The organism is Streptomyces sp. A18, assembly GCF_059026065.1.
This window is the reverse complement of the sequence record NZ_JBWLKL010000022.1, coordinates 10868-36013: the sequence shown is the minus strand read 5'-3', so window position 1 is coordinate 36013 and position 25146 is coordinate 10868. Positions and strand designations below refer to the sequence as shown.

Genomic DNA, 25146 nt, shown 5'->3' with positions numbered 1-25146 from the left:
GGGACGGCGCGGAAGGGGCCCGGCGCACGCGAGCGCCGGGCCCCTTCCGCGTACTCAGCGTGCGCGCCGCGCGGCCCGCACGCTCCATCTCCCCTCCGTGCGCTCCAACCGCACCGGGTGGTCGAAGCACTTGCTGATCTGGTCGCTGGTCAGTACGTCGTCCACTGCTCCCGAGGCGAGCGCGCGTCCGTCGCGAAGGAGCAGCGCGTGGGTCGTACCGGCCGGGAGCTCCTCCAAGTGGTGCGTGACCAGGACCGTGGCGAGCCCGGGGTGGGTCTCGCGCAGGGTGTCCAGGCTGTCGAGGAGGCGTTCGCGGCCCGCGAGATCGAGTCCGGTGGCCGGTTCGTCGAGCAGTACGAGCCGCGGTCTCGGCATCAGCGAGCGGGCGATCAGGGTCCGTCCGCGCTCGCCCTGGGAGAGCGTGGGCCAGCGCGCGTCCGTGCGGTGCGCGAGGCCGAGCATGGCGATCAGGCGGTCGGCCTGTTCGTGCTGCTCGGGTGTGGGGCGCCAACGGGGCAGTGGTTCCACGCTGTTGGTGAGTCCGGTGAGGACGACGTCGCGCACGCACAGGGCTGAGCGCAGTGGGTGACGTGGGTTCACATGACCTACGTACGACCGGAGTTCGCGCAGATCAACGCTGCCCAGGCGACGGCCGAGCACCTCGACCGTGCCGTGCGTGGGGTGAGTGAGGGCGCCGCAGAGACTGAGCAGGGTCGACTTGCCGGCGCCGTTCGCGCCGAGCAGCGCCCAGTGCTCGCCGGGGCGGACGGTGAGGGTGACTTCTTCGAGGATGGGGCTCCCGTCGCGGACTACGGTGACGGTGTCGGCGTGCAGGACAGGGGCCGGGTTCGGGTCCTGGTCCGGATTCTGGGTCATGCGGTGACCCCCGCTCGGTTCACCGCGGCGAGCACCGCCTGCACGGACGCGGTCAGGACGGAGGTGTCCAGGCCCGCCCCCCAGCGGACGACATCGCCGACCCGGCACTCGGCGTACGCGACGGCCTCGCTGCCGCCGCCCGCCTCGGTGGCATGCTCGGAGTAGTCCAGGATGTCGACGGCGATCCCGGCGGCGGCGAGCGCCTCGACGAACGCGGAGAGCGGTCCGTTGCCCACGCCTTCGAAGTCCCCTGCACGGTCGCCGACTTGGAGGGTGCAGACGAAACGGTGGGCGCCGTCCGGGGCGCGGTCGGTGGTCCAGGAGCTCAGCTCCACGTCGCCGCCGCCCTGTCCCGGCGCGACATAGGTCGCGCGGAACAGCTCGTACAGCTCCTTGGCTGTCGCCTCCTGGCCGCTGTCGTCGGTGGCCTCCTGCACCACGCGCGAGAAGTCGGGCCGCATGCGCTGCGGCAGGTCGAGGCCGTGCCGGGTCTGCAGCAGATACGCCATTCCGCCCTTGCCCGACTGGGAGTTGACGCGAATGACGGCTTCGTAGGTGCGCCCGATGTCGGCGGGGTCGACGGGCAGGTACGGCACGTCCCACGGCGCCTCGCGCTCCGGGACCCCCAACTCGGCTGCCCGGCGGGCGTGGTGGGCGAAGCCCTTGCTGATGGCGTCCTGGTGGGTGCCGGAGAAGGCGGTGTGGGTGAGGTCGCCCGCGTAGGGGTGGCGGGGGTGCACGGGCAGCTGATTGCAGTGCTCGACGACCTCGCGCACCGCGTCGATGTCGGAGAAGTCGACCATGGGGTCGACGCCTTGGGCGTACAGGTTCAGGGCGAGGGTCACCAGATCCACGTTGCCGGTGCGCTCCCCGTTGCCGAAGAGGCAGCCCTCGACGCGCTGGGCCCCTGCCAGGACGGCGAGTTCGGCGCAGGCGACGCCGGTTCCGCGGTCGTTGTGGGGGTGGACGGAGAGGATGACGGAGGCGCGTCGTGAGAGGTTTCGGTGCAGGTACTCGATCTGATCGGCGTAGACGTTCGGGGTCGCGATCTCGACGGTCGCCGGGAGATTGTGGGTGACGGGGCGGTCGGGGCTCGCGTCCCACAACTGGGTCAGGCCGTCGCAGAGTTCGAGTACGTAGTCGGGCTCGGTGAGGTTGAAGGTCTCCGGCGAGAACTGGAACCGGATGTCCGCGCCCGGCCGCTCGTCGGCCAGGCGGGCCATGTGGGCGGCGGCTCCCGTGACGACCTCGCGCACCTGCGCGCGCGACCGTCCGAGCACCACGTCGCGCCAGACGGGTGAGGTGGGGATGTAGAGATGCACGACGGCGCGGGGCAGGCCCTCGATCGACTCGAAGGTGCGGTCGATGAGTTCGGGCCTGGCGGGCGTGAAGACGACGATGCTGACGTCGTCGGGGATCCCGCCGCTCGCGCTGAGCGCGGCGAGATCGCGCACGAAGTCGAAGTCCGCGCGGCTGGCCGAGGGATAGCCGACCTCGATCTCCTTGAAGCCCATGGAGACGAGCAGATCGAAGAAGCGGCGCTTGCGGCCGGTGTCCATCGGCTCGGCGAGCGCCTGATTGCCGTCACGCAGGTCGACGGGGACCCAGAGGGGGGCGCGCTCGAAACGGGCGGCGGGCCAACTGCGGTCCAGCGAAGGGACGTTGACCCGGTCCTGGTAAGGGCGGTAGCGGTGGTGCGGCATGGGGCTGGGACGCTGCGGGTTCCAGTCATACGTGATGTCGGACGTGATGTCGGACGTGATGTCGGACGCGGTGTCGCTCATGAGAAGCGGTGCCCTTCGGCTCGCGATCGGTGGCCGACCGGCAGCACGGCACCCCGCGGCGGGGTGCCGGTCGCTTCAGGCCCCGCCGCGGCAGCCGAGAAGAAGGTGACCGCAGAAGATCATGGGGCTACACTAGCCACACCTCAGCTCCTCAGACAAGTACTCCTCAGACAAGTTGGTCCCCCGCATGCCGCTCGGCTCCCTCCGCCCCAGCCCCCTGGTCGAACAGGCCACCCAGCGCCTGCGCGAGCAGATCGCCGGCGGCCACTGGCCCATCGGCAGCAGACTCCCCGGCGAGACGACCCTCGCCAAGGAGCTCGGCATCGGCCGCTCGACCGTCCGCGAGGCGCTGCGCTCCCTCGCCGGGGCCGGGCTCGTCAAGGCACGCCAGGGCGCCGGAGTCTTCGTCATCGCGACGGAGCCGGTCGCGGACTGGCCGACGCGGCTGCGGCGGGCGGCGGTGTCGGACGTGTACGAGGTGCGGATGCTGGTGGAAGTACAGGCGGCGCGGCTCGCGGCGATGCGGCGTACCGACGAGGACATCACGACGATGCGCGCCGCACTCGACGGCCGCAGGGCCACCGCTTCGGCGAGCGACGCCGCCTTCATCGACGCCGACATCGCCCTGCACGCGGCCGTCGTGGCGGCGGCCCGCAACCCCGTACTGACGGACCTCTTCGCGGAGTTCGCCCCCGTACTGCGGGAGGGCCTGATCAACCTCCTCGACCTGATCGACGTACGCACGGAGGAGACGAACCACGGAGACGCCGCGCACGCCGCCCTCGTGCGGGCCGTCGAGGCCAAGGACGCGGAGGAAGCGGCACGCGTGGCGCAGGCCGAACTCCAGGACACCCTGGGCCGGCTGCTGGCCCGCGACTAAGCGCGGGCCGGGGGTCTGCGGAGGGCCCGGCAGCGTCCATCCCGCACAACCGCGCCGAAGCGCTCCCCAAGGAATACCTCACCCCTTTCCGGAGGTTGGCTCCGTTACGAACGCAGGCGAACGACCCCCAGAAGGGCGACGAGTCATGAAGATCGGCATCATCGGCGCGGGCAACATCGGCGGCAACCTCACCCGCCGCCTCACCGCCATCGGCCACGACGTCTCCGTGGCGAACTCCCGCGGCCCGCACACCCTCACGGCCCTCGCCGAAGAGACCGGCGCGACGCCGGTGACGGTCGAGGAGGCCGCGCGCGACGCGCAGGTCGTCGTCGTGACGATCCCCCTGAAGGCCGTACCGAACCTGCCGTCGGGCTTCCTCGACGGCGCGGCGGAAGGCGTAGCCGTCATCGACACCGGCAACTACTACCCGCAGCAGCGCGACGGGAAGATCGCCGAGATCGAGGAGGGCCTGACCGAGAGCCGCTGGACCGAGCGCCAGATCGGCCACCCGGTGATCAAGGCCTTCAACGGCACGTACGCCCAGGACATCCTCGACAAGCCGCAGCCCAAGGGCACACCCGGCCGCGTCGCCCTCCCGGTGTCGGGTGACGACGAGGCCGCCAAGAAGGTCGTACGCGACCTGATCGACGAGATCGGCTTCGACACGGTGGACACGGGCGGTCAGGACGAATCCTGGCGCCAGCAGCCGGGCACCCCGGTCTATGGCCTCGCAAAGGACACCGAAGCAATCGCCAAGGCCCTGTCCGAGGCCTCCCCGGAACGCACGTCGGAGTGGCGCGCCTGACGGACACCACGGGCCGCGCGCGGGACGGCTACGACTGCGGCTTGGCCCAGTCCCGCAGCGCGGCCTCGCTCGCGAAGTCCGCGACGTTCTTGTCCAGCGGCGTAGACGTGTACTGGTGGATCCGCCACTTCGCCTTGATGCGCGGCTTGCCCGCCGTGACGTAGTCGGCGATCCAGAGGGCGTCACCCGCGTACGAGGTGGAGTCGTAGTTCAACCAGAAATCGCGGTTGCAGTACAAGATCGTCCGGTGGTTCGGCCGCAGCCGCTTCACCTCCCGGATGAAGCGGTCCTTCTCCGCGTTGCTCGCGCGGGTGCGGTCTCCCGTCCACTCCCAGTCCACCGCCAGCAAGTCCCCTGATTTCTCAGGGGCCTTGCTGACGAAATACTCCGCCTGCGCCGTGATGTTCCCCGGCCACAGGAAGTGGTAGAAGCCCACCACGCAGCCGCCGTCCCGTGCCCGCTTCGTCTGCGCCGTCAGGCGTGGGTTCACGTACGAGCGGCCCTCCGTCGCTTTTATGATCACGAAGGAAATGCCGTCCGTGTCGAACGTGGACTGGTACGAGCTGACGTCGATGCCTTTCAGCACGGGCGACCTCCTGAGCGGCAGAGGGGAGGGCAGGTGGATCTACCCTTTTCGTGCCCCGTGGCCGGTGTGGTCAACCGTTGAACGGCTCAGCGGAAGATCCCGGTGTGGCCGAGCGAGTAGCGGCCGGGCTGCGGGTAGACCGCGAGGCCGTGCGGGCCGCCGCCCACCGGGATGCGGGCCGTCTGGACTCCGGTGCGGGTGTCGATGGCGTACACCTCGGAGTCGTAACGGCCGGACAGCCAGAGGGTGTTGCCGTCCGCCGACACCCCGCCCATGTCGGGGCTGCCGCCCTGGGGGAGTTTCCATTTCTTGGTCAGCTTGTTCTTGGGGAAGTCGAAGACCGAGATGGTGCCTTCGCCTCGGTTCGACACGTACATCTCGCGTGAGTCCCGGCTGACGTACAGGCCGTGGGTGCCCTTGCCGGTGGGCAGGAGCTTCGGCTTCCCGAACTTCTCGCCGTTCAGGACCCACATGCCGTCGGCCATCATGTCCGCGACGTAGAAGGTCTTGCCGTCGGGCGAGATCTTCACGTCCTGCGGCATGGCGCCCTTGAAGGGCAGTTTCTGCTGGCCGACGACCTTCATCTTCTCCGTGTCGACCTTGAGGAGTTCGCCGGAGAACTCGCAGGACACGATGAAGTAGCGGCCGTCCGCGGAGAAGTCGGCGTGGTTGACGCCGTAGCAGCTGACCGGTTCGGTCTTGACCTTCTTCATGGTGTGCGGGTCGCGGAAGACCAGTTCGCGGTCCATCGAGGCCATCACGATGGCGTACTTGCCGTTGGGCGTGAAGTAGAGGTTGTACGGGTCGTGGACGTCGACCGGCTTGCCCGCCTTGCCGGTCTTGGGGTCGATGGGGGTGAGTGTGTGGCCGCGGTTGTTGTTGACCCAGAGCGTCTTCATGTCCCAGGAGGGCACGACGTGCTGGGGCTGGATCCCGACGTCGATCGTGTCGATGACTTCGTACTTCTCGGGGTCGATGACCGAGACGGTGTTGGAGTTGGTGTTGGGGACGTAGATCCGGGAGGGGAAGTCCTTGACCACCGGGGAGAGTTTGTTCGGGCGGTCGGCCGCGTAGACGTCCTTGGGGTCGAGGACCGGTGGCATGCCCGGGAGACCGGGGTCGACCTTGGGTTTGGTCGGCTTCTGGATGCCCTTGGTCCCGAGGGCTTCGTTGTCGCGCGCGTCGGAGCCGCAGCCGGCGAGCGCGGCGACGACGACGGCACCGGCCGCGATGACCGCTCCGGTGCGCTTGGTGAGGCTCATGGGCAGGGGCAGGGGCTGGGGCAGGGGCCGAGGCAGGTTCGCGGGCATCAGGTCAGCAACTCCGTGGTCGTCACCGCGCGCAGGCCGCGGCGGTCAAGTTCTTCCAGGACGGCGGGGAGCGCGGCGACCGTGTCCGCGTACCCGAAGTGCAGGCTCACCACGGAGCCCGCGCGCACCTCCGAGGCGATCTTGCGGGTGACGGCCGGGGCGCCGGGCGAGGTGAAGTCGAGGGAGTCGACGTCGTACGAGAGGACGTGCGGGTAGCCCGCGCGGCGGGCGAGGCGGGCGACGAGAGGGGTCGCGGTCTCGGCGCGCGAGGGGCGGAACCAGGTGCCGATGGAGCCGGTGAGGCGGCGCAGTCGTTGGGCGCAGCCGGTGATCTCCGCGTAGGCAGCGGCCTCGTCCATGTCGTTGATGGTGCGGTGGTGGTGGGTGTGGTTGCCGAGGTCGTGGCCGCCTCGGAGGATGCGGCGGGCGAGTTCGGGGTGTTCGTCGAGCCAGCTGCCGACGGCCAGGACGGTGATCCTGGCGTCCGCCTTCTCGGCGATGGCGAGGAGGGATCGCGCGGTGGCCGGGTCGCCCTGGCCATGGAAGGTGAGGGCGACCTGGGGCCGGCCGCGAGGGCCGTGCGCGATCTGGTCGGGCAGGCCGGGGAAGCGGCGTGGCGCGGGGGCGGCGCGGGGTGCTTGCGCGGTGGGGGGCTTGTCGGCGGGGGCGGCGCGGTGCGCCGCGGGGGCGGATCCGGAGGCGGAGCAGCCTGCGGTGAACGCGCCCGCGGCGGCCAGTGCGGCGCCGGTGCGAAGGGCTCCGCGGCGGTCGGTCTCGATCACTCGACCATTTAATGGTAATAACGGGCAAAAGCCTCTCATTGCCCGCGCGTGAACCCCTGCGGGTCGACGGCGCAGGGGCGGTCGACCCGTAAATGCCCCTTACAGATCACCTGTCACAGCCAGAACTTAACCAGCGTTTACCAGGCAGGTGTCCCAGCTCACCAAGGATTCACCTTTGAGCTGTCACTATTTGCACCTCTATGCCCGAATAGGGACTTTTGGATCGCTGGCCCCCGTCTGCCATAGTCGGAGCCACGACCCCCATTGACCCGGGCTCAGGTCGTCAACAGCGTCCGTGGACCACACCCCTTTGTCCACGGCGCTCCGCGAAAGCCCCCGCAGCGCCGCACATCGGCTACCGGGGGCTTTCGCGTCCCGGCCGCGCACTCAGCCCACACACTGGGCCCGCGCACTCGGCCCGCGCACTCAGCGGTCGGCGACCCGCATCTCGAACCACGTCGTCTTGCCACGCGGCAGCAGATCCACGCCCCACCGGTCGGAGAGCTTGTCGACCAGGAAGAGGCCGCGTCCGCTGAGGTCGAGTTCCTGGACGGGCATCAGACAGGGCAGCCCGCGCGAGGGATCGCGCACCTCGATCCTGATCCAGCCGCGTCGCCGCATCATCCGAAGCCCGAAGACGCGGGCTCCGGTGTGCCGCACGGCGTTGCCGACAAGTTCGGAGGTGAGGAGCACCGCGTCCTCGGTGAGCTTCGGGGAGAGCCCCCAGTGCCGGAGCACCACGACCTGGGCGAGTCGGCGCGCGATGGCGGCGGACTCCGGGCGCGACGGCAGCGGAACCTCCGCGTCCGTCGGATTGCCGAACAACTCGAGCGCTTTGAGCGCGTGCTCGTCCTCAACCGCCGGCGACCAGCGCGCCGCGGTCGCACTCCCGTGTCGCCGCGGCTGTTCGATACCCTCCAGCCCCGCCATGCCCCCCATCATGGCCGCACAGAGCGCGTTCCGGGGCCGTTCCGACGGAATAAGCCCCCCGGAATCAACCGTTCCGGGGGGCTGGGTAGGCATATGCCAGCGGCAGTTAGGGGCTAGCTACACCCCCGCTGACCTGCGATGACTACCCGCTTACGGGTGATCACTTACGGCCGCGGACCACACAGGCTTAAGGTTCTCTTAAGCCTCGCATAATCCGCTCCTTCGGGGGACACATCGGCTGACGCGCCCTCAACTGGTCGTGTTTCAGCGGAACTTCAGGCATCGCCCCGCGGTCCCCGCACGGCCATCGAGACGTTGCCTCAGAGGAACTTCGCCTTGCCGGGACCCTCCTCGACGAAGCTCCGCATGCCCCGCTCGCGGTCCTCGGTGGCGAACAGCCCCGCGAACCAGGTGCGTTCAATCGCGAGCCCGGTGTCGATGTCCGTCTCCAGGCCCGCGTCCACGGACTCCTTGGCGGCGCGCAACGCGAGCGCGGGACCTTGCGCGAGCTTCGCGGCCCACTGATGTGCCTGCTCGTAGACCTCGGCGGCGGGCACGACCCGGTCCACCAGGCCGATGGTGAGCGCCTCTTCGGCCTTGACCATGCGGCCGGTGAAGATGAGGTCCTTGGCCTTGGACGGGCCGACCAGACGCGACAGGCGCTGGGTGCCGCCCGCTCCGGGGATCAGGCCGAGCAGGATCTCCGGCTGGCCGAGCTTGGCGTTGTCGGCGGCGACACGGAAGTCGGCGCAGAGCGCGAGCTCGCAGCCGCCGCCGAGCGCGTAGCCGGTGACGGCGGCGACGACGGGCTTGGGGATGCGGGCGACAGCGGTGAAGGAGTCCTGCAGCGCCCGGGACCGCACGACCATCGCCGCGTGGTCCATGGCCTGCATCTCCTTGATGTCCGCGCCCGCCGCGAAGACCTTCTCGCCGCCGTAGATGATCACGGCGCGTACGTCGTCGCGCCGGGTCGCCTCTTCGGCCAGCTCTTTGAGCCGGTCCTGCAGGGCGATGTCGAGCGCGTTCATCGGGGGGCGGTCGAGGCGGATCGTGCCGACGCCTTCGGCGACTTCGAGATGCACAGATGTCATGCGAGGCACGTTAGCCGTGCCCCGCATGACGGTGTGGACCGGTCAGGCGTTCCGACCGGTCAGGCCTTCCGACCGGTCATGCCACCCGACCGGTCAGGCCTTCCACTTCTCCCAGGACATGTTCCAGCCGTTGTAGCCGTTCTCGGGCTGGATCGTCTTGTCCGCCGAGTTCTTCACGACCACGACGTCCCCGATGAGGGAGTTGGCGAAGAACCACCCGGCGGGCGTCTTCTTGCTGTAGCCGCCGCGCACGTCGCTCAGGCCTATGCAGCCGTGGCTGGCGTTCGTGTTGCCGAAGGCGCCGCCCGACCAGTAGTTGCCGTGGATGAACGTGCCCGACGTGGACAGGCGCATCGCGTGCGGGACGTCCTTGATGTCGTACTCGCCGCCGAAGCCGACGGTCTCGCCGTTCATGCGCGTGACCTGGAGCTTCTCGCTGATGACCATCTGGCCGTTGTACGTCGTCGTGCCGGGTGCGCCCGCGGTGATCGGGATCTTCTTGATCTGCTTGCCGTCCCTGACGACCTTCATGTGCTTGGTCTTCGCGTCGACGGTGGAGACCTGGCTGCGGCCGATCTCGAACTTCAGGGTCTTGGCCTGCTCGCCATAGACCCCGGGCCGGCCCTCGACACCGTCGAGGTTGAGCTTGACGGTGACCTTCGTCCCCGCCTTCCAGTACTTCTCGGGGCGGAAGTCGATGCGGTCGTTGCCGAACCAGTGGGGCTCGACGTCCACGGCCGGCTCGGTCTTGATCTCGATGGCCTTCTCGACGTCCTCGGGGGAGGTGATCCCGCGGTTGAAGTGGATCGAGAACGGCATTCCCACGCCGACCTTCGAGCCGTCCTCCGGCGTGAACTGCCCGACGAAGGTGTTCTTCGGGGTCAGCGTCGTGAACGACGTGTCCTTGGCGGACTCACGTCCCTCGGAGTCCTTGGCTATCGCGTGGACCTTGTACTTCGTGGAGGCCGCGAGATGGTGCGCCGGCGTCCACGTTGCGCCGCCCGAAGTGATCTTGCCCGGGACCGGATTGCCCTTGCCGTCCTCGACCTCGACCTTGGACAGCTTGCCCTTGTCGGCGGCTATCTTCAGGGCGCCGCTCGTGGCGACCGAGTCGGCGCCGTCCTTCGGCGCTATGGACACGACCGCCGTCGACGGCGCGTTCTTGTCGGCCGCCGGGTCGGGCTTGCCGTCCTTGCCCGAGTCCGAGCCACCTCCCCCGCCGCATGCCGTGACCAACAGCAGCGTCACACCCGATGCCACCGCAAAGAGGCCCTTGGTCCCCCGTCGTCGTGCACGCCCCCGCGCACCAACCGACGTCCCCGATATCGGTCGCCCGTTCAAGATGTGTCTCCCCTCGCACGGCCCTGGTCAGGCCCGCACCCCAGTGCCTCAGCGCGCACAGACACGCGCCTGCGCTAGATAACCACACGGTCCTGACCGATGACTCCCCGCCAATGTCACTGTTCAGTCCCAACTGCGCACGTGGTGCGGGCCCTGCCTCAGTTCCGGTCCGTGGGCTCGGCCTCCGGCTTGGATCCGGGCGGTGCCGTCCAGTCCTTCCACTCCATGTTCCAGCCACCGAGGCCGTTGTCAGGAGCGACTTTCTTGTCATCGCTGTTGACGACTTCCACCACATCGCCGATCAGGGTCCGGTCGAAGAACCACCCCGCCGGTGTCCGTGAGCTGCCGCCCTTCACATCGCGCAGTCCCACGCAGCCGTGGCTGACATTGGTGTTGCCGGGGGCGTTCGGCGCCCAGTAGTTGCCGTGCAGGAAGGTGCCGGACGTCGTCAGGCGGATCGCGTGCGGGACGTCGGGGATGTTGTACTCCCCGCCGAAGCCGACGGTCCGGCTGTTCATGCGGGTCACCTCCAGCATCTCGGTGACCACCATTTTCCCGTTGTACGTCGTGGTCTTGGGGGCGCCTGCCGTGATCGGGACCGTCGAGAGGACCTCGCCGTCACGCCGTACTTCCATGGTGTGCTCGGCGGCGTCGACCAGGGAGGTCTGGCTGCGGCCGATCTCGAAGGAGAAGGTCTTGTCCTGGAGGCCGTAGACGCCGGGAGCCGCCTCGACGTCGCGCAGGCGCAGGCCGACGGTGACCTTCGTGCCGGGTTTCCAGTACTTCTCGGGGCGGAAGTCCAGGCGGGTCTTGCCGAACCAGTGCGGCCGTACGTCGACTTCCGGGTTCGCGGTGACGTGGACGGCGCGCTGGACGGCCTCGCGGTTCTCGATCTCCTGGTTGAACTCCAGGGAGACGATCATGCCGGTGCCGACGGTGGAGCGGTTCTCGGGCGCCGCGTAGGCGATGAACCGTTCGTCGGGGACGGCCGTGGTGAACGTCGTGTGCCGGGCCGAGCGGCGGCCGTGGCCGTCGAGGGCGACGGCGTCCACCGAGTACTTCGCGGCGAGCGCGAGGCCGCCTTCGTCCAGTGGCTTCCAGGTCATGCCGTCCTCTTGGATGCGGCCGGGCACCGGAGCCTCCTGCGCGTCCTGCACCCGGACGACCTTCACCGATTCGAGGCGTCCGTCGGGGACCTCGACCGTCAGCCGTTGGTCGCCCTTGACCCCCTTGCTCCCGTCGTCGGGCGTCACCCTGATCGCGTCGGCGGGCGACCGCGGCTTGCCCATCAGGCGGTCGATGCCGCCGCCGTCGCCGCTGCACCCCGCGGCTCCGGCCAGCAGTCCTGCCCATGTCACTACGGCGGCCAGCGCGGCCCCTGCGCGCCGAGCGCGCCTCGCTACCTGTCTCACGTCCGTCCCAACGACCGTCCCCCTCCTGGGGAAACGTGAGTGCGACGCACACGCTGGGCAGAACAGTGGGGAGGACGGCACGGGGCATCGGGTCCACGCGCGTCGTCCGGTCCGGTACGCCCCCGCCGCCGGGACGCGGCAGGGGTCGAGCCGCAGGAGGCGGATGGGTGTCCAGCGCAGCCGAACAGGAAGCACTCCGGGGTGGGCGGCGCGGGACGGGCGCGGCCTCCGTGAACGGCAGGGCCGCCGCCGTGAACGGGACGTCTACAGGGGCGCGCACCGCTCCGCCGGACGCTGAGGGCGCGCGCGGCCTGCCCGTGTGGCCCGGGGCGCCGACGCCGCTGGGCGCGCGGTTCAGAGTGGGGCCCGACGGGGTCGCGGGCACGAACTTCGCGCTGTGGGCGGGGGGCGCGGAGTCCGTCGAGCTCTGTCTCTTCGACGACGAGGGCGTCGAGACGCGCTCGTCGCTGACCGAGCTGACACACGAGATCTGGCACGGCTTCGTGCCGGGTGTCCGTCCGGGGCAGCGCTACGGCTACCGCGTGCACGGCCGCTGGGACCCATGGACGGGTGCCCGCTGGAACCCGGCGAAGCTGCTCCTCGACCCGTACGCGCGTGCGGTGGACGGCGACTTCGCGACGTACGGGCTGCCGCCCGAGGTGTACGGACACGTGCGGGACTGGCCCCAGCAGCAGGTGGCCGACACGGTGCGGGACGACAGGGACTCGGCTCCGTACGTCCCCAAGGGCGTGGTCGTGCACGACGACGCGCCGGACGACGAGTGGGCCGACGACCGGCGCCCGAAGACTCCCTGGGCGGACTCGGTCATCTACGAGGTCCACGTACGCGGCTTCACCAAGCTGCACCCGGGGATTCCTCAGGAGCTGCGGGGCACGTACGCGGGTCTGGCGCATCCTGCGGCGATCGACCATCTGGTGCGGCTCGGGGTGACGGCGGTGGAGCTGCTGCCGGTGCACCAGTTCGCCCATGAGGACCATCTCCTGCGGAGGGGACTGAAGAACTACTGGGGCTACAACTCGATCGGTTACTTCGCGCCGCACGCGGCGTACGCGGCGTCGGGGACGCGGGGCGAGCAGGTCGGCGAGTTCAAGCGGATGGTGCGGGCGCTGCACGCGGCCGGGATCGAGGTGATCCTGGACGTGGTCTACAACCACACGGCGGAGGCGGGCGAGCTTGGCCCGATGTTCTCGCTCAAGGGCATAGACAACCGCGGCTACTACCGGCTCCAGCCGTCCGACGGACGGCGGTACGCGGACTACACGGGCTGCGGGAACACGCTGCAGGTGGTGCAGCCGCACGTCCTTCGCCTGATCACGGACTCCTTGCGGTACTGGGTGACCGAGATGGGCGTCGACGGCTTCCGCTTCGACCTGGCGGCGGCGCTGGCGCGCTCGTTCCACGACGTCGACATGCTGTCGCCGTTCCTCGCGGTGATCGCGCAGGATCCGGTCCTTCGGCGCGTGAAGCTGATAGCCGAGCCGTGGGACGTGGGTTCCGGGGGCTATCAGGTGGGGGCGTTCCCTCCTCTGTGGACGGAGTGGAACGACCGCTACCGGGGCGCGGTGCGGGACTTCTGGCGGGGTGCGCTGCCCGATGTGCGGGATCTGGGCTACCGGCTGTCCGGGTCGAGCGACCTGTACGCGTGGGGCGGGCGGCGGCCGTACGCGTCGGTGAACTTCGTGACGGCGCACGACGGCTTCACACTGCGGGACCTGGTGTCGTACGAGCGCAAGCACAACGAGGCCAACGGCGAGGGGAACAGGGACGGCTCGGACGACAACCGGGCCTGGAACTGCGGCGTGGAGGGCGAGACCGCGGACGAGGGGGTGGCGGAGCTGCGGCGGCGGCAGCTGCGCAATCTCCTGACGACGCTGCTGCTCTCGACGGGGGTGCCGATGCTGGTCGCGGGCGATGAGATGGGGCGTACGCAGCGGGGCAGCAACAACGCGTACTGCCAGGACAACGAGGTCAGCTGGGTGGACTGGGGGCTGCTCGAGCAGCCGGGGTGGGCGGCGCTGCGCGACCTGACGTCCCGCCTGATCGCGCTGCGGCACCGGCATCCCGTCCTGCGCAGGCGGGCGTTCTTCTCCGGGCGTGCGCATTCGGCGGACGGGCTTCGGGACCTGGCGTGGTTCACGGCGCGCGGGGCGGAGATGACGGAGGGCGACTGGTACGCGCCTGCCTCGACGCTCGGCATGTATCTGTCCGGCCGTGACATACCGGGGCGCGACGCCCGGGGCGCGACGGTCGTCGACGACAGCTTCCTCGCGATCCTGCACGCGGCGGACCATGCGGGAAGCTTCGTGCTGCCGGGGGCGCCGTGGGCACAGGCGTACGAGGTGGTGGTGGACACGTCTCTGGAGGAGCAGGGGTCCGCGCCGGGCACGGTGCTGCGCGGGGGTGCGGCGGTCACGTTGGCGGCGAGGTCGGTGCTGGTCCTGCGGGTGCGAGAGGAGGTGCAGGGGCCAGGAGACTGACGACGGGCGGCATTGGTCCGAACCAGACCTGACGTGCCCATTGCAGCGCTCCCGGGCACGGGTCAAGCTCGGCCCATGGACCTGGAGTTGCGGCACCTGAAGACGATCCGGGCGATCGCCGACGCGGGCAGCCTGACCAAGGCCGCCACCGCGCTGGGGCTCGCGCAGCCCGCCCTGAGCGCGCAGTTGAAGCGGATCGAGCGCGCCCTGGGCGGGGAGCTCTTCGAGCGGGGGCGGCACGGGGTGCGGGCCACCGCGCTCGGGGAGTTCGTGCTGGCGCGTGCCCGGGTGGTACTGCCCGCGGTCAGCGGGTTGCGGGAGGAGGCGCAGCGGTTCGGCCGCGCCTGGCAGCTCGGCGGTGCGGGGTTCCGGCTCGGGGCGACGCACGGGCCGCTGCTCGGGGCCCTGGTGGACCGGCTCGCCGCCGCGCATCCGGGGGTGCCGGTGACGACCCACACCTCCTGGTCGGAGCGGGACATCGCGTCCCGCACGGCCGACGGGCGCCTCGACTTCGCCCTTGTGGGGACGTGCGGGGCGAGCCCGCCGCCGGAGAGCGAGCTGCTCGTGTGGCGGGAGGTCGCCCGTGACCCGGTCTTCGTCATGCTGCCGACCGCCCATCCGCTGGCCGACTGCCGGGAGATCGACCTGGCGCGGCTCGCGGGCGAGGCGTGGACGGACGTGCCGGGCGACGGCTGCTTCGCGGACTGCTTCACCGCGGCGTGCGCCCGCGCGGGCTTCACACCGTCTTCCGTGTACGAGACGGATGTCGCGTCCTGCGTCCACCTGGTCCAGGTGGGACGGGCGATAGGCCTCTGCCGGGCGACATTCCCGCCGACACCGGGCCTGGTGACCAGACCCCTCTCCGGGGCGCCCCTGTACTGGCGCCACCTGCTCGGCTGGCACCCGGAGTCCCCGGCCCACGACACCGCGCCCACGGTCTTCGCCCAGGCCCGAGCGGCCCACGCGGAGGCAGCGGCCCGCAGCGAGAGCTACACGGCGTGGCTCGCGGCGCCTTCGCCCCATCGTCCCTAGACCTCGCCGGGCCCTCCTCACGCCTTCCATAACGCCAGGGCCGGGGGTCGGCTGACAGCTACTGGTGGGCAGTTGAGGCTTCTACGTTGTGGGCGATCCGCTGGCCGGTCCTGTTCCTCGCCGGTCCGCTCAACCCCTCGCATCCGAGGAGATCCCCCATGCCCCCCATCCACCACAGACGCGCCGCGGCGGCGTGTGCCGCGCTGGCCGCGGCCGGAGCCCTGGTCCTCGCAGGGCTGCCCGGTACCGCCAACGCCCAGGCCGATCCCGCCTCGTCGTCCCCCTCCCCCGCCGAGACCGCCGCCGTCGAAAGCACATCGCCCGAGGTCCTGAAGGCCATGCAGCGGGACCTCGGCCTCACCAAGGCGCAGGCCGAGGCCCGGCTCGTCAACGAGGCCGAGGCCGGGGCCGTCGCGGGAGCGCTGCAGAACTCCCTCGGCCGTGACTTCGCGGGGGCCTGGGTGGGGGGCGCCACGTCGGCGCGGCTCACCGTGGCCACCACCGACGCCTCCGACGTCCCCGCGATCGAGGCGCGCGGTGCCCGCGCCGAGGTCGTCCGTTACTCCATCGGCCGACTCGATGCCGCGAAAGCGAAGTTGGACCGGTCCGCCAAGACGACCGTGACGCGTGACGCTCCCGTCTGGTATGTCGACGTGCGGGCCAACGCCGTCGTGGTGCGCGCCGTGCACGCCTCCGCCGCCAAGTCTCTCGTCTCCGCCGCCGGTGTCGCGTCCTCCCTCGTACAGATCGAGAAGACGCGCGAGCGTCCGCGGCCGTTCTACGACCTCGTGGGCGGCGACGCGTACTACATGGGCGGCCGGTGTTCCGTCGGCTTCCCGATCACCAAGGGCACCCAGCAGGGCTTCGCGACGGCGGGCCACTGCGGGCGCGCGGGCACCGCGACCAGCGGCTACAACCAGGTGGCCCAGGGCTCGTTCCAGGCGTCCATCTTCCCCGGCAGGGACATGGCCTGGGTCGCCACCAACTCCCAGTGGACCGCCACCCCGTACGTGAAGGGCCAGGGCGGGCAGCGGATCGGCGTCGGGGGCTCCACGCAGTCCCCGGTGGGTGCGTCGATCTGCCGTTCCGGCTCCACTACGGGGTGGCACTGCGGCACGATCCAGCAGCACAACACGAGTGTCACCTACCCCGAGGGCACCATCAGCGGCGTGACGCGGACGACGGTCTGCGCGGAACCGGGCGACTCGGGCGGCTCCTACATATCCGGGAGCCAGGCGCAGGGCGTCACATCCGGCGGCTCGGGCAACTGCCGCAGCGGCGGTACGACCTTCCATCAGCCGATCAATCCGCTGCTCCAGCAGTTCGGCCTGACGCTCAAGACCACAGGGGGTGGCCCCGGCCCCGGTGACCCTGAGCCCGGCGGCACGTGGGCCGCGGGCAAGGTCTACGCCGCTGGTGACACCGTCACCTACGGCGGGTCGACCTACCGGTGCCTGCAAGGGCATCAGGCGCAGCCCGGGTGGGAGCCGTCCAACACTCCTGCGTTGTGGCAATCCACCTGATCGCCCGGCTGCGGGCCGCATGGGGCTGAGCGCGCGTTCCCCGCGCCCCTTATGGGGCACGGCACCTGTCTCAGCTCAGGATGCCCCTGCTGTACGCCGTGGCCACCGCCGCCGCGCGGTCGTTGACGCCCAACTTGCCGTAGATGTGGGTGAGATGCGTCTTGACCGTGGCTTCGCTGATGAAGAGTTCGACGGCGATCGCACGGTTCGACGTGCCCTTGGCGACGAGCGCGAGCACCTCCCGTTCGCGGGTGCTCAGCGGCTCGTTGCCGGGGGCACGTACGCGTGAGACGAGCCGGGAGGCGACGGCCGGCGAGAGGACCGTGCGGCCCTGGGCCGCCGCGCGGACCGCGGTGAACAGGTCGTCGCGTGGCGCGTCCTTGAGGAGGTAGCCGGTGGCGCCCGCCTCGATCGCGGGCAGCGTGTCGGAGTCCGTGTCGTACGTGGTGAGGACCAGGACCCGCGACCGGGCGCCGCGCCGGTTCAGCTCGGCGATCGCGTCGACGCCGTTGCCGCCCGGCATGCGCAGGTCCATCAGGACGACGTCCGGGTCGAGGCGCTCCACCAGGGCGACCGCCTCGACGCCGTCGGCGGCCTCGCCGAGTACCTCGAAGCAGGGGTCGGACTGGAACATGCCGCGCAGACCGTCCCGTACGACGGGATGGTCATCGACGACGAGCAGAGTGATCTGGTGCGGGTCAGCCATGGCGGACCAACGGTACGCGAGCGGAGAGCGCGGTGCCGTTCCCCGGTTCCGATTCGACGGTGAACGAGCCGGCGATGCGTTCCGCGCGGGCTCGCATGCCGTCGAGGCCGAAGCCGCCGGAGCCGCTGCGCTGCACCAGGGTCAGCGGGTCGAAGCCGCGGCCGTCGTCGCGTACGTCCAGGGCGACCTCGCCGTCCATGTACGAGAGGGTGACGCCGAGGCGGGCGGCGTCCGCGTGCCGGGTGGCGTTGGACAGGGCCTCCTGGACGATGCGCAGGAGCGTCGCCTCGATCTCTTCGTGCAGCGGCTCGGCGGGTCCGGTGACCGTGAAGTCGGCGCGGACACCGCTGCGTTCGGACCACTCGATGACCGTCTTCTTCAGCGCTTCGGGGAGCGCGTCGTGCTCCAGGGCCGTCGGGGAGAGGTTGTGGACGGAGCGGCGGGCCTCGCCGAGACTGTGCCGGGCCAGGTCCGCGGCGCGGCCCAGGTGTTCGCGGGCCAGGGCCTCGTCGGAGGCGGTCGAGACGACCTGGAGCTGGGCGATGATGCCGGTCAGGCCCTGCGCGATGGTGTCGTGGATCTCGGCGGCGAGCCTGCGCCGCTCGTCGGCGACGCCCGCTTCCCGTGCCTGGACGAGGAGTTGGGCGTGCAGGGCGGCGTTCTCGTCCATGGCCTGCTGGAGCGCGGCATTGGTGCGCTCCAGTTCGATGATGGTGGCGGCGGTGTCGCGGGCGCGCTGTTCCTCCTGGAGCGCGAGATGGGAGAAGATGCCGAGCAGGGCCACGTTCACCGCCAGGACCCCGCCGAAGACCGTCCAGCCCAGTTCGCCTTCGGGCGGCAGCCCGCCGGACTGGGAACCCGCCATGATCACGGCGGTGGCGAACAGGCCGGGCCTGATCAGCCGTGGAGGCAGCAGGCGGTCGTCGTCGAAGTAGCCGACGACCGCGTAGAACGCGAAGAACGGGTTGAGCCAGGTCAGGACGAAGGCGATCGTCCAGCGCGCGGCCCAGTAGAGCATGCTCGCGGCCGAAGGGCCGTGCCCGGAGCGGGACTTGACGCCCCACCACATCTGCAGCGCGAGCGCCGCGACGATCGAGGCCACCGACACGTACCACGCGGTGCGGCTCATGCCGACGAGACCGCTGGTGGCGAACGCCATGAGGGAGCCGACCCCGAGGAGAGCGTAGGGCCCCCAGCGACGGAAAAGGCCCCAGCGCTCCTCGATCAGCTTCGCGGCGTCCGCCGTAGTCGCACTCACTGTCCCAGTGTCGGTCACGTGCCGGACCGCCCGCCGCCCACTCCTGTCTCCGCTCACTCCCGCCTTGCTCACTCCCAGCGGAACCAGCGCGCGGCCGCCACCGAGAGGACCACGGTCCACAGCGCGAGCACGCCGAGGTGGAGCAGGCCCGGCCAGTCGCCGCCCGCCGCTTCGCCCAGTGCCTGGGCCGCGGCGCCGAACGGTGCGATCTCCACGACGCGGGCGAGCGCGTCCGGCATCGCCTGCACCGGCAGCCAGACGCCCGCGGTGAACATCATCGGGAAGAAGACGGCGGAGCCGATCGCGGTGGCGGCCTTGGTCGTACGCGAGAGCGCGGAGACCACGGCGCCGAGTGCGAGCCCGCACAGGACGGCGAGGAGCAGCGCGACCGCGTAGCCGAAGGCCTGGCGCGGCAGGGTCACGTCGAAGACCAGCCGGCCGACGGCCAGGGCGAGCAGGGCGGAGACGAACGCGGCCACGCCGTGCAGCCCCATCTGCGCGCCGAGCACGGCGGAGGGGCGGACCGGCGTGGCCGACATGCGGCGCAGGATGCCGCGTTCGCGGTAGCCGGTGATGAGCGGCGGCATGGCCTGCAGGCCCGCCATGATCAGGGAGATCAGCACCGTGACGGGGACATACGCGTCGATGAGGCGGATGCCGCCGAGCGAGGCGTCGCGCTCCTTGAAGGCGGGGACGGAGCCGAGGATCAGCAGCAGGACCGTGGGGAACAGCATGATCCAGAAGAGGGATCCCGGCTCACGGCGGAAGATCCGGAACTCGGCCTTGAGTACGGCGGCCGGAGCCTTGCTCTTCGTGATGGGGCGGACTGTGGTGACGGCGGTACTCATGCCGTGGCTCCCGTGAGGTCGAGGAACGCGTCGTCCAACGTGGCGTCCGACACGCGGAGTTGGTGTGCGGTGATGTGGTGCCGGGCGAGCAGTGTGATGGCGGCGTCGACGGTCTCGTCGGTGCCGGTGAGGGTGTAGCGGCCGTCGCGGTGGTCGACGGAGATCAGCCGCGGCAGGGCGGTGAGCTCCCCCTCGTCGAGGGGTGCGGACGGCGTGAAGGACATGACGGTGGATCCCGCGGCCCGGCTGATGAGGCCCGCCGGGCTGTCGAGCGCGGCGATCCGCCCCTGGTCGATGACCGCGATGCGGTCGCAGAGGCGCTGGGCCTCCTCCATGAAGTGGGTGACCAGGAGGACGGTGACGCCGCTGTCGCGCACGTCTTCGATGAGCTGCCAGGTGTCTCTGCGGGCGCGCGGGTCCAGGCCGGTGGTCAGCTCGTCGAGCACGACGACCTTCGGGTTGCCGATCAGCGCGAGGGCGATGAACAGGCGCTGCTTCTGCCCCCCGGAGAGCTTGCCGAAGCGGCTGTCCAACTTGTCGGTGACGCGGAGGCGTTCGGCGAGGGGGCGCCAGTCTGCGGGGTGCGGGTAGAAGGCGCTGTAGAGCTCCAAGGCCTCGCGCACGGTGAGCTTCGCCTGCAGCTCGCTCTCCTGGAGCTGGGCGCCGAGGATCTGGGTGACGCGGTCGTGGTCGGCGACGGGGTCGAGCCCGGCGACACGAACGGTCCCGGAGTCGGGGACGCGCAGGCCCTCGACGCACTCCACGGTGGTGGTCTTGCCCGCGCCGTTCGGGCCGAGGACGCCGAAGATCTCGCCCTCCTCGACGGCGAAGGAGACACCGTCGACGGCGGTCCGTCCGCCGTAGGCCTTGCGCAGGTCGTGCACTTCGATGATGGGCATGGGTCGAGCGTCGCCGGTGGGCGGCGGTCGGGGCATCGCCCATCGCGCTCGAAGGGGCATCAACCGATCGGTTGATGGAGGGGTACGACTTCGGCGGAGCGGCCGGGTCGTAGGACCAGCGGACGACCGAGGACCGGACGAAACTCAGTGGGCTGCGTCAGTGGCGATCCGTAGGCTCGCTCGTGATGCCGAAACCAGATGCACTGACCAAGGAACCGGCTACGGAACAGGCCGCGGAGCCCACCCGGGGAGGATCCGCGGCGCGAACGCTGCTGCGTCTGTGGCCGTACGTCCGACCCGTGCGAACTCGCCTGTTCAGCGCGGCATTTGTCGCGATCCTCGCCTCCTGTACGGGGCTGCTCTTCCCCCTCGTACTGAAGTGGCTGGTCGACGGCCCGGTGGCGGACCGGGACCTGGCCGGGGTGTGGCTGGGGGCGCTGCTCCTGCTGCTGCTCGGCGTCGCGGAGGCGCTCCTGTTCGGCCTCCGGCGGTGGCTGGTGGCGCGTCCGCTGGCCTCGGTCGAGGCGGCGATGCGGGCGGATCTCTACCGCCATCTGCAGCGGCTGCCGGTGGCGTTCCACGACCGCTGGGCCTCGGGCCAGTTGCTGTCGCGCGGCACGACGGATCTGATGCTGCTGCGGATGTTCCTGGCGTTCCCGCTGACGTTCCTGGTCGTGAACGGCACGACGATCGTGGTCGGCATGGCGATCCTGCTGGCGCAGGACTGGGCCCTCGGGCTTGTCCTCCTGACGCCCCTCATCCCCCTGGTGATCGTCTGCGCGTACTACGAGGGCCGGTACATGGCCGTGGCGCGGCGGGCACAGGATCAGGTCGGCGATCTGACGACGGTCGTCGAGGAGAGCGTGCTCGGCATCCGCATCATCAAGGGCTTCGGCCGCCACCGCAGCCAGGCACGCGCGTTCCACGAGCTCTCGCACACGCTGCGGGGCACGGAACTGGCCAAGGCGCGGCTGCTCGCGGCGATCTACGCGGTGATCATGGCCCTGCCGGAGATCGCGATCGGGGCGGCGCTCGTGCTGGGGACGGTGCAGGTGGCGGACGGCGTCCTGTCGACGGGAACGCTGGTCGCGTTCCTCTCCACGGCACTGGCGCTGCGCTGGCCGGTGGAGTCGATCGGCTTCCTGCTGGCCATGAGCCAGGAGTCGGCGACGGCGACGGAGCGGTACTTCGAGGTGATGGACGCGGAACCGGAGTCTGGGGTTGTTGGGATTGGGGTTGGGGCTGGGGCTGGGACCCTGCCGGCCGGGGGCGCAGCCAGGGCCGGGGCCGCAGCCCGGAGCGGGAGTGGTGCCGGGGAACGGGGTGTCGTAGGGGCGGGGGGCCGGGGCGCTGGGCTTCGCTTTCATGGGGTGGAGTTCCGGTACCCGGACGCGCCGCCCGATGCGCCGCCCGCGCTTGATCGGATCGACCTGCACATTCACCCCGGCGAGACCCTCGCCCTCGTCGGCGCGACCGGCAGCGGCAAGACGACGTTGACGGCGCTGGTGCCCCGGCTGCACGAAGTGAGCGGGGGTCGCATCACGCTGGACGGCGAGGACATCGCGGAGATGGACCGCGAAAGGCTGCGCACGCTGGTGGCGGTCGCCTTCGAGGAGCCGACACTGTTCTCCGCGACGGTGGGCGAGAACGTCCTCATGGGCGCCGAAGGCACAGCGGGCGACGCGGAGTTGGAGCGCGCCCTGGAGGTGGCCCAGGCGGACTTCGCCCACGCGCTCCCCCAGGGCACGGCGACCCAGGTGGGCGAGCAGGGCCTCAGTCTCTCGGGCGGCCAGCGCCAGCGTCTCGCGCTGGCCCGCGCGGTGGTGGGCCGTCCACGCTTCCTGGTCCTCGACGACCCGCTCTCGGCGCTCGACGTCCACACGGAGGCCCTGGTGGAAGCGGCCCTGCGCCGCGTCCTGAGGGACACCACAGCCTTGGTGGTGGCCCACCGCCCGTCCACGGTCCTGCTCGCCGACCGCGTCGCCCTGCTGTCCGACGGCAGGATCACCGCGGTCGGCACCCACCAGGAACTGCTGCGGGGGAACGAAGAGTACGCATGGCTGATGTCGGGCGCGGGGGACGCTCCCGAGACAGGGGAAACGAACCTCGCGTCCGCGGAGGGGGAGAGCACACGATGACCGCGTCGACACCGGCGTCACGGAGCACTGGGCCCGACGAGGAGGACGACCGCCCCGAGGAGCACGGATGCTCCGGCGCGGAGCAGAGGCCGGGCGAGGGGACCGATACCGAGGCGGACGCCCACCCCTGGGCGGCGAGCGCCCCCGAAGGGCATGTGCGCCCCGGAGAGCAGCAGCGGCCCGAGCCAGGCGACAGCCGCAGCCGCCCCGACAGAGACCGCCGCCCGGCATCCGGCGCCCCCGACCCCGACCCGGAACCCACCGACGACTTCGACAAGGACACCCTCCCCGCAGCCCCCGGCGCCACCTCCGCCCTCCTCCGTTCGCTGCTCTCCCCCCTCCGTGCGCGCGTCACCCTCGCCGCCGTGCTGTTGCTGTTTCAGCAGGCCGCCGTCCAAGGCGGGCCGCTTCTCGTCGCCTACGCCATCGACCGTGGCGTACCCGCCGTCCGTGCCGACGACTACGGGCCCCTCATCGCCATCGGCGTCGGCTATCTGCTCTGCGCCGCCGCGTCCGGCGCGTTCCAGTACGCGTTCATCGTGGCCTCCGCCCGCGTCAACCAGGACGTACTGCTCGATCTGCGCGGGCGGATCTTCCGCCACGCGCAGGCCCTCAGTGTGGACTTCCACGAGCGGTACACCTCGGGGCGGCTCATCTCCCGGTCCACCACCGATGTGGAATCCCTGCGGGAGCTTCTGAGCGAGGGGCTGCAGGAGCTGATCACCGTCATCCTGTCCTTCGTCTACATCTCGGCGATGCTGCTCTGGCTCGACCTGAGCCTCGGCGCGGTGGCGGTCGCCTCGTTCGTGCCGCTCTACCTCCTCGTACGCCGCTACCAGCGCCGCGCGGGCCCTCTCTTCGGCAAGCGGTCCACCGCCATCGCCTCGGTCATCGTGAAGTTCGCCGAGACGATGAACGGCATCCGCCCGGTCCGCGCCTTCCGGCGCGAGCACGCCAACGAGGCGGAGTTCGCCGTGCTCAACCGCCACCATGAGCGCGCCAACGGCGACGCCATGCTGGAGATGGCCCGGTACGTCGTCGGCTCAAGGCTCGTCGCCAACACCGCCGTCGCCGGCATCGTCCTGTGGGGCGCCTACCGCGTCACCGACGGCACCCTCGCGCTCGGCGTCCTCGCCGCGGCCGTGCTGTATCTGCGGCGCCTGTACGACCCGATCGACCGACTCGGGATGTTCCTGAACTCCTACCAGTCGGCCGCCGCGTCCCTGGAGAAGGTCGCCGGGCTCCTCGCCCAGACTCCCTCCGTGCCCGAACCGCACCCCGACCGCGCCAGGCCGCTGCCCACCCTCGACTCCGAACACCCGGGCCGCGAGGTCGACTTCGACGGCGTACGGTTCGCCTACCGCACCGGCGGCGAGGTGCTGCCCCGCTTCGACCTGACCCTGCCCGCCGGACAGACCGTCGCCGTCGTCGGCTCCACCGGCGCGGGCAAGTCGACGCTCGCCAAGCTGCTCGCCCGGTTCTACGACCCGACGGACGGCCGGGTCCTGCTCGACGGGGTCGATCTCCGCGACCTCGCCAACGCCGAACTGCGGCGCGGCGTCGTCATGGTGACCCAGGAAGCCTTCCTCTTCTCCGGGACCGTCGCCGAGAACATCGCCATCGGCCGCCCCGACGCCACCCACGAGGACATCGAGCACGCCGCGAAGGCCATCGGCGCCCATGACTTCATCGCGGCACTGCCCGACGGCTACGACACCGACGTACGCAAGCGGGGTGGCCGTATCTCCGCCGGTCAGCGGCAGTTGGTCGCCTTCGCGCGGGCGCTGCTCGCCGATCCGGCCGTGCTGATCCTCGACGAGGCGACCAGCTCGCTCGACATCCCGGGCGAGCGGGCCGTGCAGCGCGCCATGCACACCGTTCTGCGCGGCAGGACCGCCGTCGTGATCGCCCACCGGCTCTCCACGGTGGAGATCGCCGACCGGGTGCTCGTGATGGAGCACGGACGCGTGGTGGAGGACGGGACTCCGGCCGAACTCATCGCGGGGAACGGCTCGTTCGCGGATCTTCACCGGGCGTGGCGGGACAGCGTCGTGGGCTAGACGGTGGTGTGCCGGGCGGTGGACCGCACCCCCGGCCGGCGGCCCATCGCCCCCCCCGGGCCGGCGATGGGCCGCACACGCCCCCCGTGGCCGCGCTCACGGGGGTGCGGAATCAGCCACGCCCCTCCAAGCGCCCGGCGAAGGTTTCACCTCGAACAATCGGGAGGCCTTCACGTCGAGGGGTCCCTCCGTATATCGAACGTGGCCCACCGGGCAGCGGACCAGTTCCGGCCAACTCTTGACGCACTCCTGACAAACCGAGCGCGCCGGTGCCACTCTTCCCCTCGATTCCCAGCTCCACGTGCGACCTTTGCTCCACGTTCAGCCTTGCTCCACGTTCAGCCTTGCTCCACGTTCAGCCTTGCTCCACGTTCAGCCTTGCTCCAC

20 protein-coding genes are annotated in these 25146 nt (G+C 70.7%); 7 read left to right on the top strand and 13 right to left on the bottom strand.

The window, feature by feature from the left end; genetic code table 11:
* Positions 1 to 54: 54 nt before the first annotated feature.
* Together AC5P1C_RS28165 and leuA are read right to left on the bottom strand one after the other, a co-directional pair.
* On the bottom strand, positions 55 to 876 hold the full coding sequence (locus AC5P1C_RS28165; protein ID WP_493868750.1) for an ABC transporter ATP-binding protein: 822 nt from the start codon (positions 874 to 876) through the stop codon (positions 55 to 57).
* Positions 873 to 2660 (bottom strand): 2-isopropylmalate synthase, encoded by a 1788-nt coding sequence (gene leuA / locus AC5P1C_RS28160; RefSeq protein ID WP_493868749.1) that lies wholly within the window; start codon positions 2658 to 2660, stop codon positions 873 to 875. Before leuA ends, AC5P1C_RS28165 begins: the two co-directional genes overlap by 4 nt.
* A gap of 187 nt (positions 2661 to 2847) precedes the next feature.
* On the opposite strand from leuA, the gene AC5P1C_RS28155 reads away from it, so the two are divergent.
* A complete protein-coding gene (locus AC5P1C_RS28155) occupies positions 2848 to 3540 on the top strand; it encodes a FadR/GntR family transcriptional regulator (RefSeq protein WP_493868748.1) in 693 nt (230 codons plus the stop codon).
* A 145-nt stretch (positions 3541 to 3685) separates the two neighbouring features.
* Positions 3686 to 4345, top strand: coding sequence for an NADPH-dependent F420 reductase (locus AC5P1C_RS28150; protein WP_493868747.1), 660 nt, complete (start codon positions 3686 to 3688; stop codon positions 4343 to 4345).
* Between the two features lie 28 nt (positions 4346 to 4373).
* On the opposite strand, the gene AC5P1C_RS28145 is transcribed toward AC5P1C_RS28150, so the two are convergent.
* The 7 genes from AC5P1C_RS28145 to AC5P1C_RS28115 form a co-directional block, all read right to left on the bottom strand.
* Positions 4374 to 4931, bottom strand: coding sequence for a glycoside hydrolase family 25 protein (locus AC5P1C_RS28145; protein ID WP_493868746.1), 558 nt, complete (start codon positions 4929 to 4931; stop codon positions 4374 to 4376).
* 86 nt (positions 4932 to 5017) lie between these two features.
* A complete protein-coding gene (locus tag AC5P1C_RS28140; protein ID WP_493868820.1) occupies positions 5018 to 6193 on the bottom strand; it encodes a YncE family protein in 1176 nt (391 codons plus the stop codon).
* Between the two features lie 47 nt (positions 6194 to 6240).
* Positions 6241 to 7023, bottom strand: coding sequence for a polysaccharide deacetylase family protein (locus tag AC5P1C_RS28135; RefSeq protein WP_493868745.1), 783 nt, complete (start codon positions 7021 to 7023; stop codon positions 6241 to 6243).
* A 426-nt stretch (positions 7024 to 7449) separates the two neighbouring features.
* Positions 7450 to 7953: an ATP-binding protein gene (locus tag AC5P1C_RS28130; RefSeq protein WP_371527060.1), complete on the bottom strand. Its 504-nt coding sequence runs from the start codon at positions 7951 to 7953 to the stop codon at positions 7450 to 7452.
* Positions 7954 to 8273: 320 nt separating this feature from the next.
* A complete protein-coding gene (locus AC5P1C_RS28125) occupies positions 8274 to 9044 on the bottom strand; it encodes an enoyl-CoA hydratase/isomerase family protein (protein ID WP_493868744.1) in 771 nt (256 codons plus the stop codon).
* Between the two features lie 93 nt (positions 9045 to 9137).
* A complete protein-coding gene (locus tag AC5P1C_RS28120) occupies positions 9138 to 10385 on the bottom strand; it encodes a L,D-transpeptidase (protein WP_493868743.1) in 1248 nt (415 codons plus the stop codon).
* Positions 10386 to 10543: 158 nt separating this feature from the next.
* Complete coding sequence (locus AC5P1C_RS28115) at positions 10544 to 11743, bottom strand: L,D-transpeptidase (protein WP_493868742.1); 1200 nt, start codon at positions 11741 to 11743, stop codon at positions 10544 to 10546.
* A gap of 221 nt (positions 11744 to 11964) precedes the next feature.
* Here AC5P1C_RS28115 and glgX point away from each other — a divergent pair, with 221 nt between their 5' ends.
* The 3 genes from glgX (at position 11965) to AC5P1C_RS28100 (ending at position 16850) form a co-directional block, all read left to right on the top strand.
* Entirely contained in the window at positions 11965 to 14295 is a 2331-nt protein-coding gene (glgX, locus tag AC5P1C_RS28110) for a glycogen debranching protein GlgX (protein ID WP_493868741.1), read from the top strand.
* Positions 14296 to 14370: 75 nt separating this feature from the next.
* Positions 14371 to 15327, top strand: coding sequence for a LysR family transcriptional regulator (locus AC5P1C_RS28105; protein WP_493868740.1), 957 nt, complete (start codon positions 14371 to 14373; stop codon positions 15325 to 15327).
* Positions 15328 to 15485: 158 nt separating this feature from the next.
* Entirely contained in the window at positions 15486 to 16850 is a 1365-nt protein-coding gene (locus tag AC5P1C_RS28100) for a carbohydrate-binding protein (RefSeq protein WP_493868739.1), read from the top strand.
* 70 nt (positions 16851 to 16920) lie between these two features.
* Here AC5P1C_RS28100 and AC5P1C_RS28095 read toward each other — a convergent pair whose 3' ends face one another.
* The 4 genes from AC5P1C_RS28095 to AC5P1C_RS28080 all read right to left on the bottom strand — a co-directional run bounded on the left by AC5P1C_RS28095 (position 16921) and on the right by AC5P1C_RS28080 (position 20561).
* Positions 16921 to 17556, bottom strand: coding sequence for a response regulator (locus AC5P1C_RS28095; protein ID WP_493868738.1), 636 nt, complete (start codon positions 17554 to 17556; stop codon positions 16921 to 16923).
* On the bottom strand, positions 17549 to 18814 hold the full coding sequence (locus AC5P1C_RS28090) for a sensor histidine kinase (protein ID WP_493868737.1): 1266 nt from the start codon (positions 18812 to 18814) through the stop codon (positions 17549 to 17551). Before AC5P1C_RS28090 ends, AC5P1C_RS28095 begins: the two co-directional genes overlap by 8 nt.
* A gap of 68 nt (positions 18815 to 18882) precedes the next feature.
* Positions 18883 to 19662, bottom strand: coding sequence for an ABC transporter permease (locus AC5P1C_RS28085; protein WP_493868736.1), 780 nt, complete (start codon positions 19660 to 19662; stop codon positions 18883 to 18885).
* On the bottom strand, positions 19659 to 20561 hold the full coding sequence (locus AC5P1C_RS28080) for an ABC transporter ATP-binding protein (protein WP_493868735.1): 903 nt from the start codon (positions 20559 to 20561) through the stop codon (positions 19659 to 19661). The genes AC5P1C_RS28085 and AC5P1C_RS28080 overlap by 4 nt, the downstream gene beginning before the upstream one ends.
* Before the next feature lie 185 nt (positions 20562 to 20746).
* On the opposite strand from AC5P1C_RS28080, the gene AC5P1C_RS28075 reads away from it, so the two are divergent.
* On the top strand, positions 20747 to 22699 hold the full coding sequence (locus AC5P1C_RS28075; protein WP_493868734.1) for an ABC transporter ATP-binding protein: 1953 nt from the start codon (positions 20747 to 20749) through the stop codon (positions 22697 to 22699).
* Positions 22696 to 24759 (top strand): ABC transporter ATP-binding protein, encoded by a 2064-nt coding sequence (locus AC5P1C_RS28070; protein ID WP_493868733.1) that lies wholly within the window; start codon positions 22696 to 22698, stop codon positions 24757 to 24759. The genes AC5P1C_RS28075 and AC5P1C_RS28070 overlap by 4 nt, the downstream gene beginning before the upstream one ends.
* Positions 24760 to 25146 lie beyond the last annotated feature (387 nt).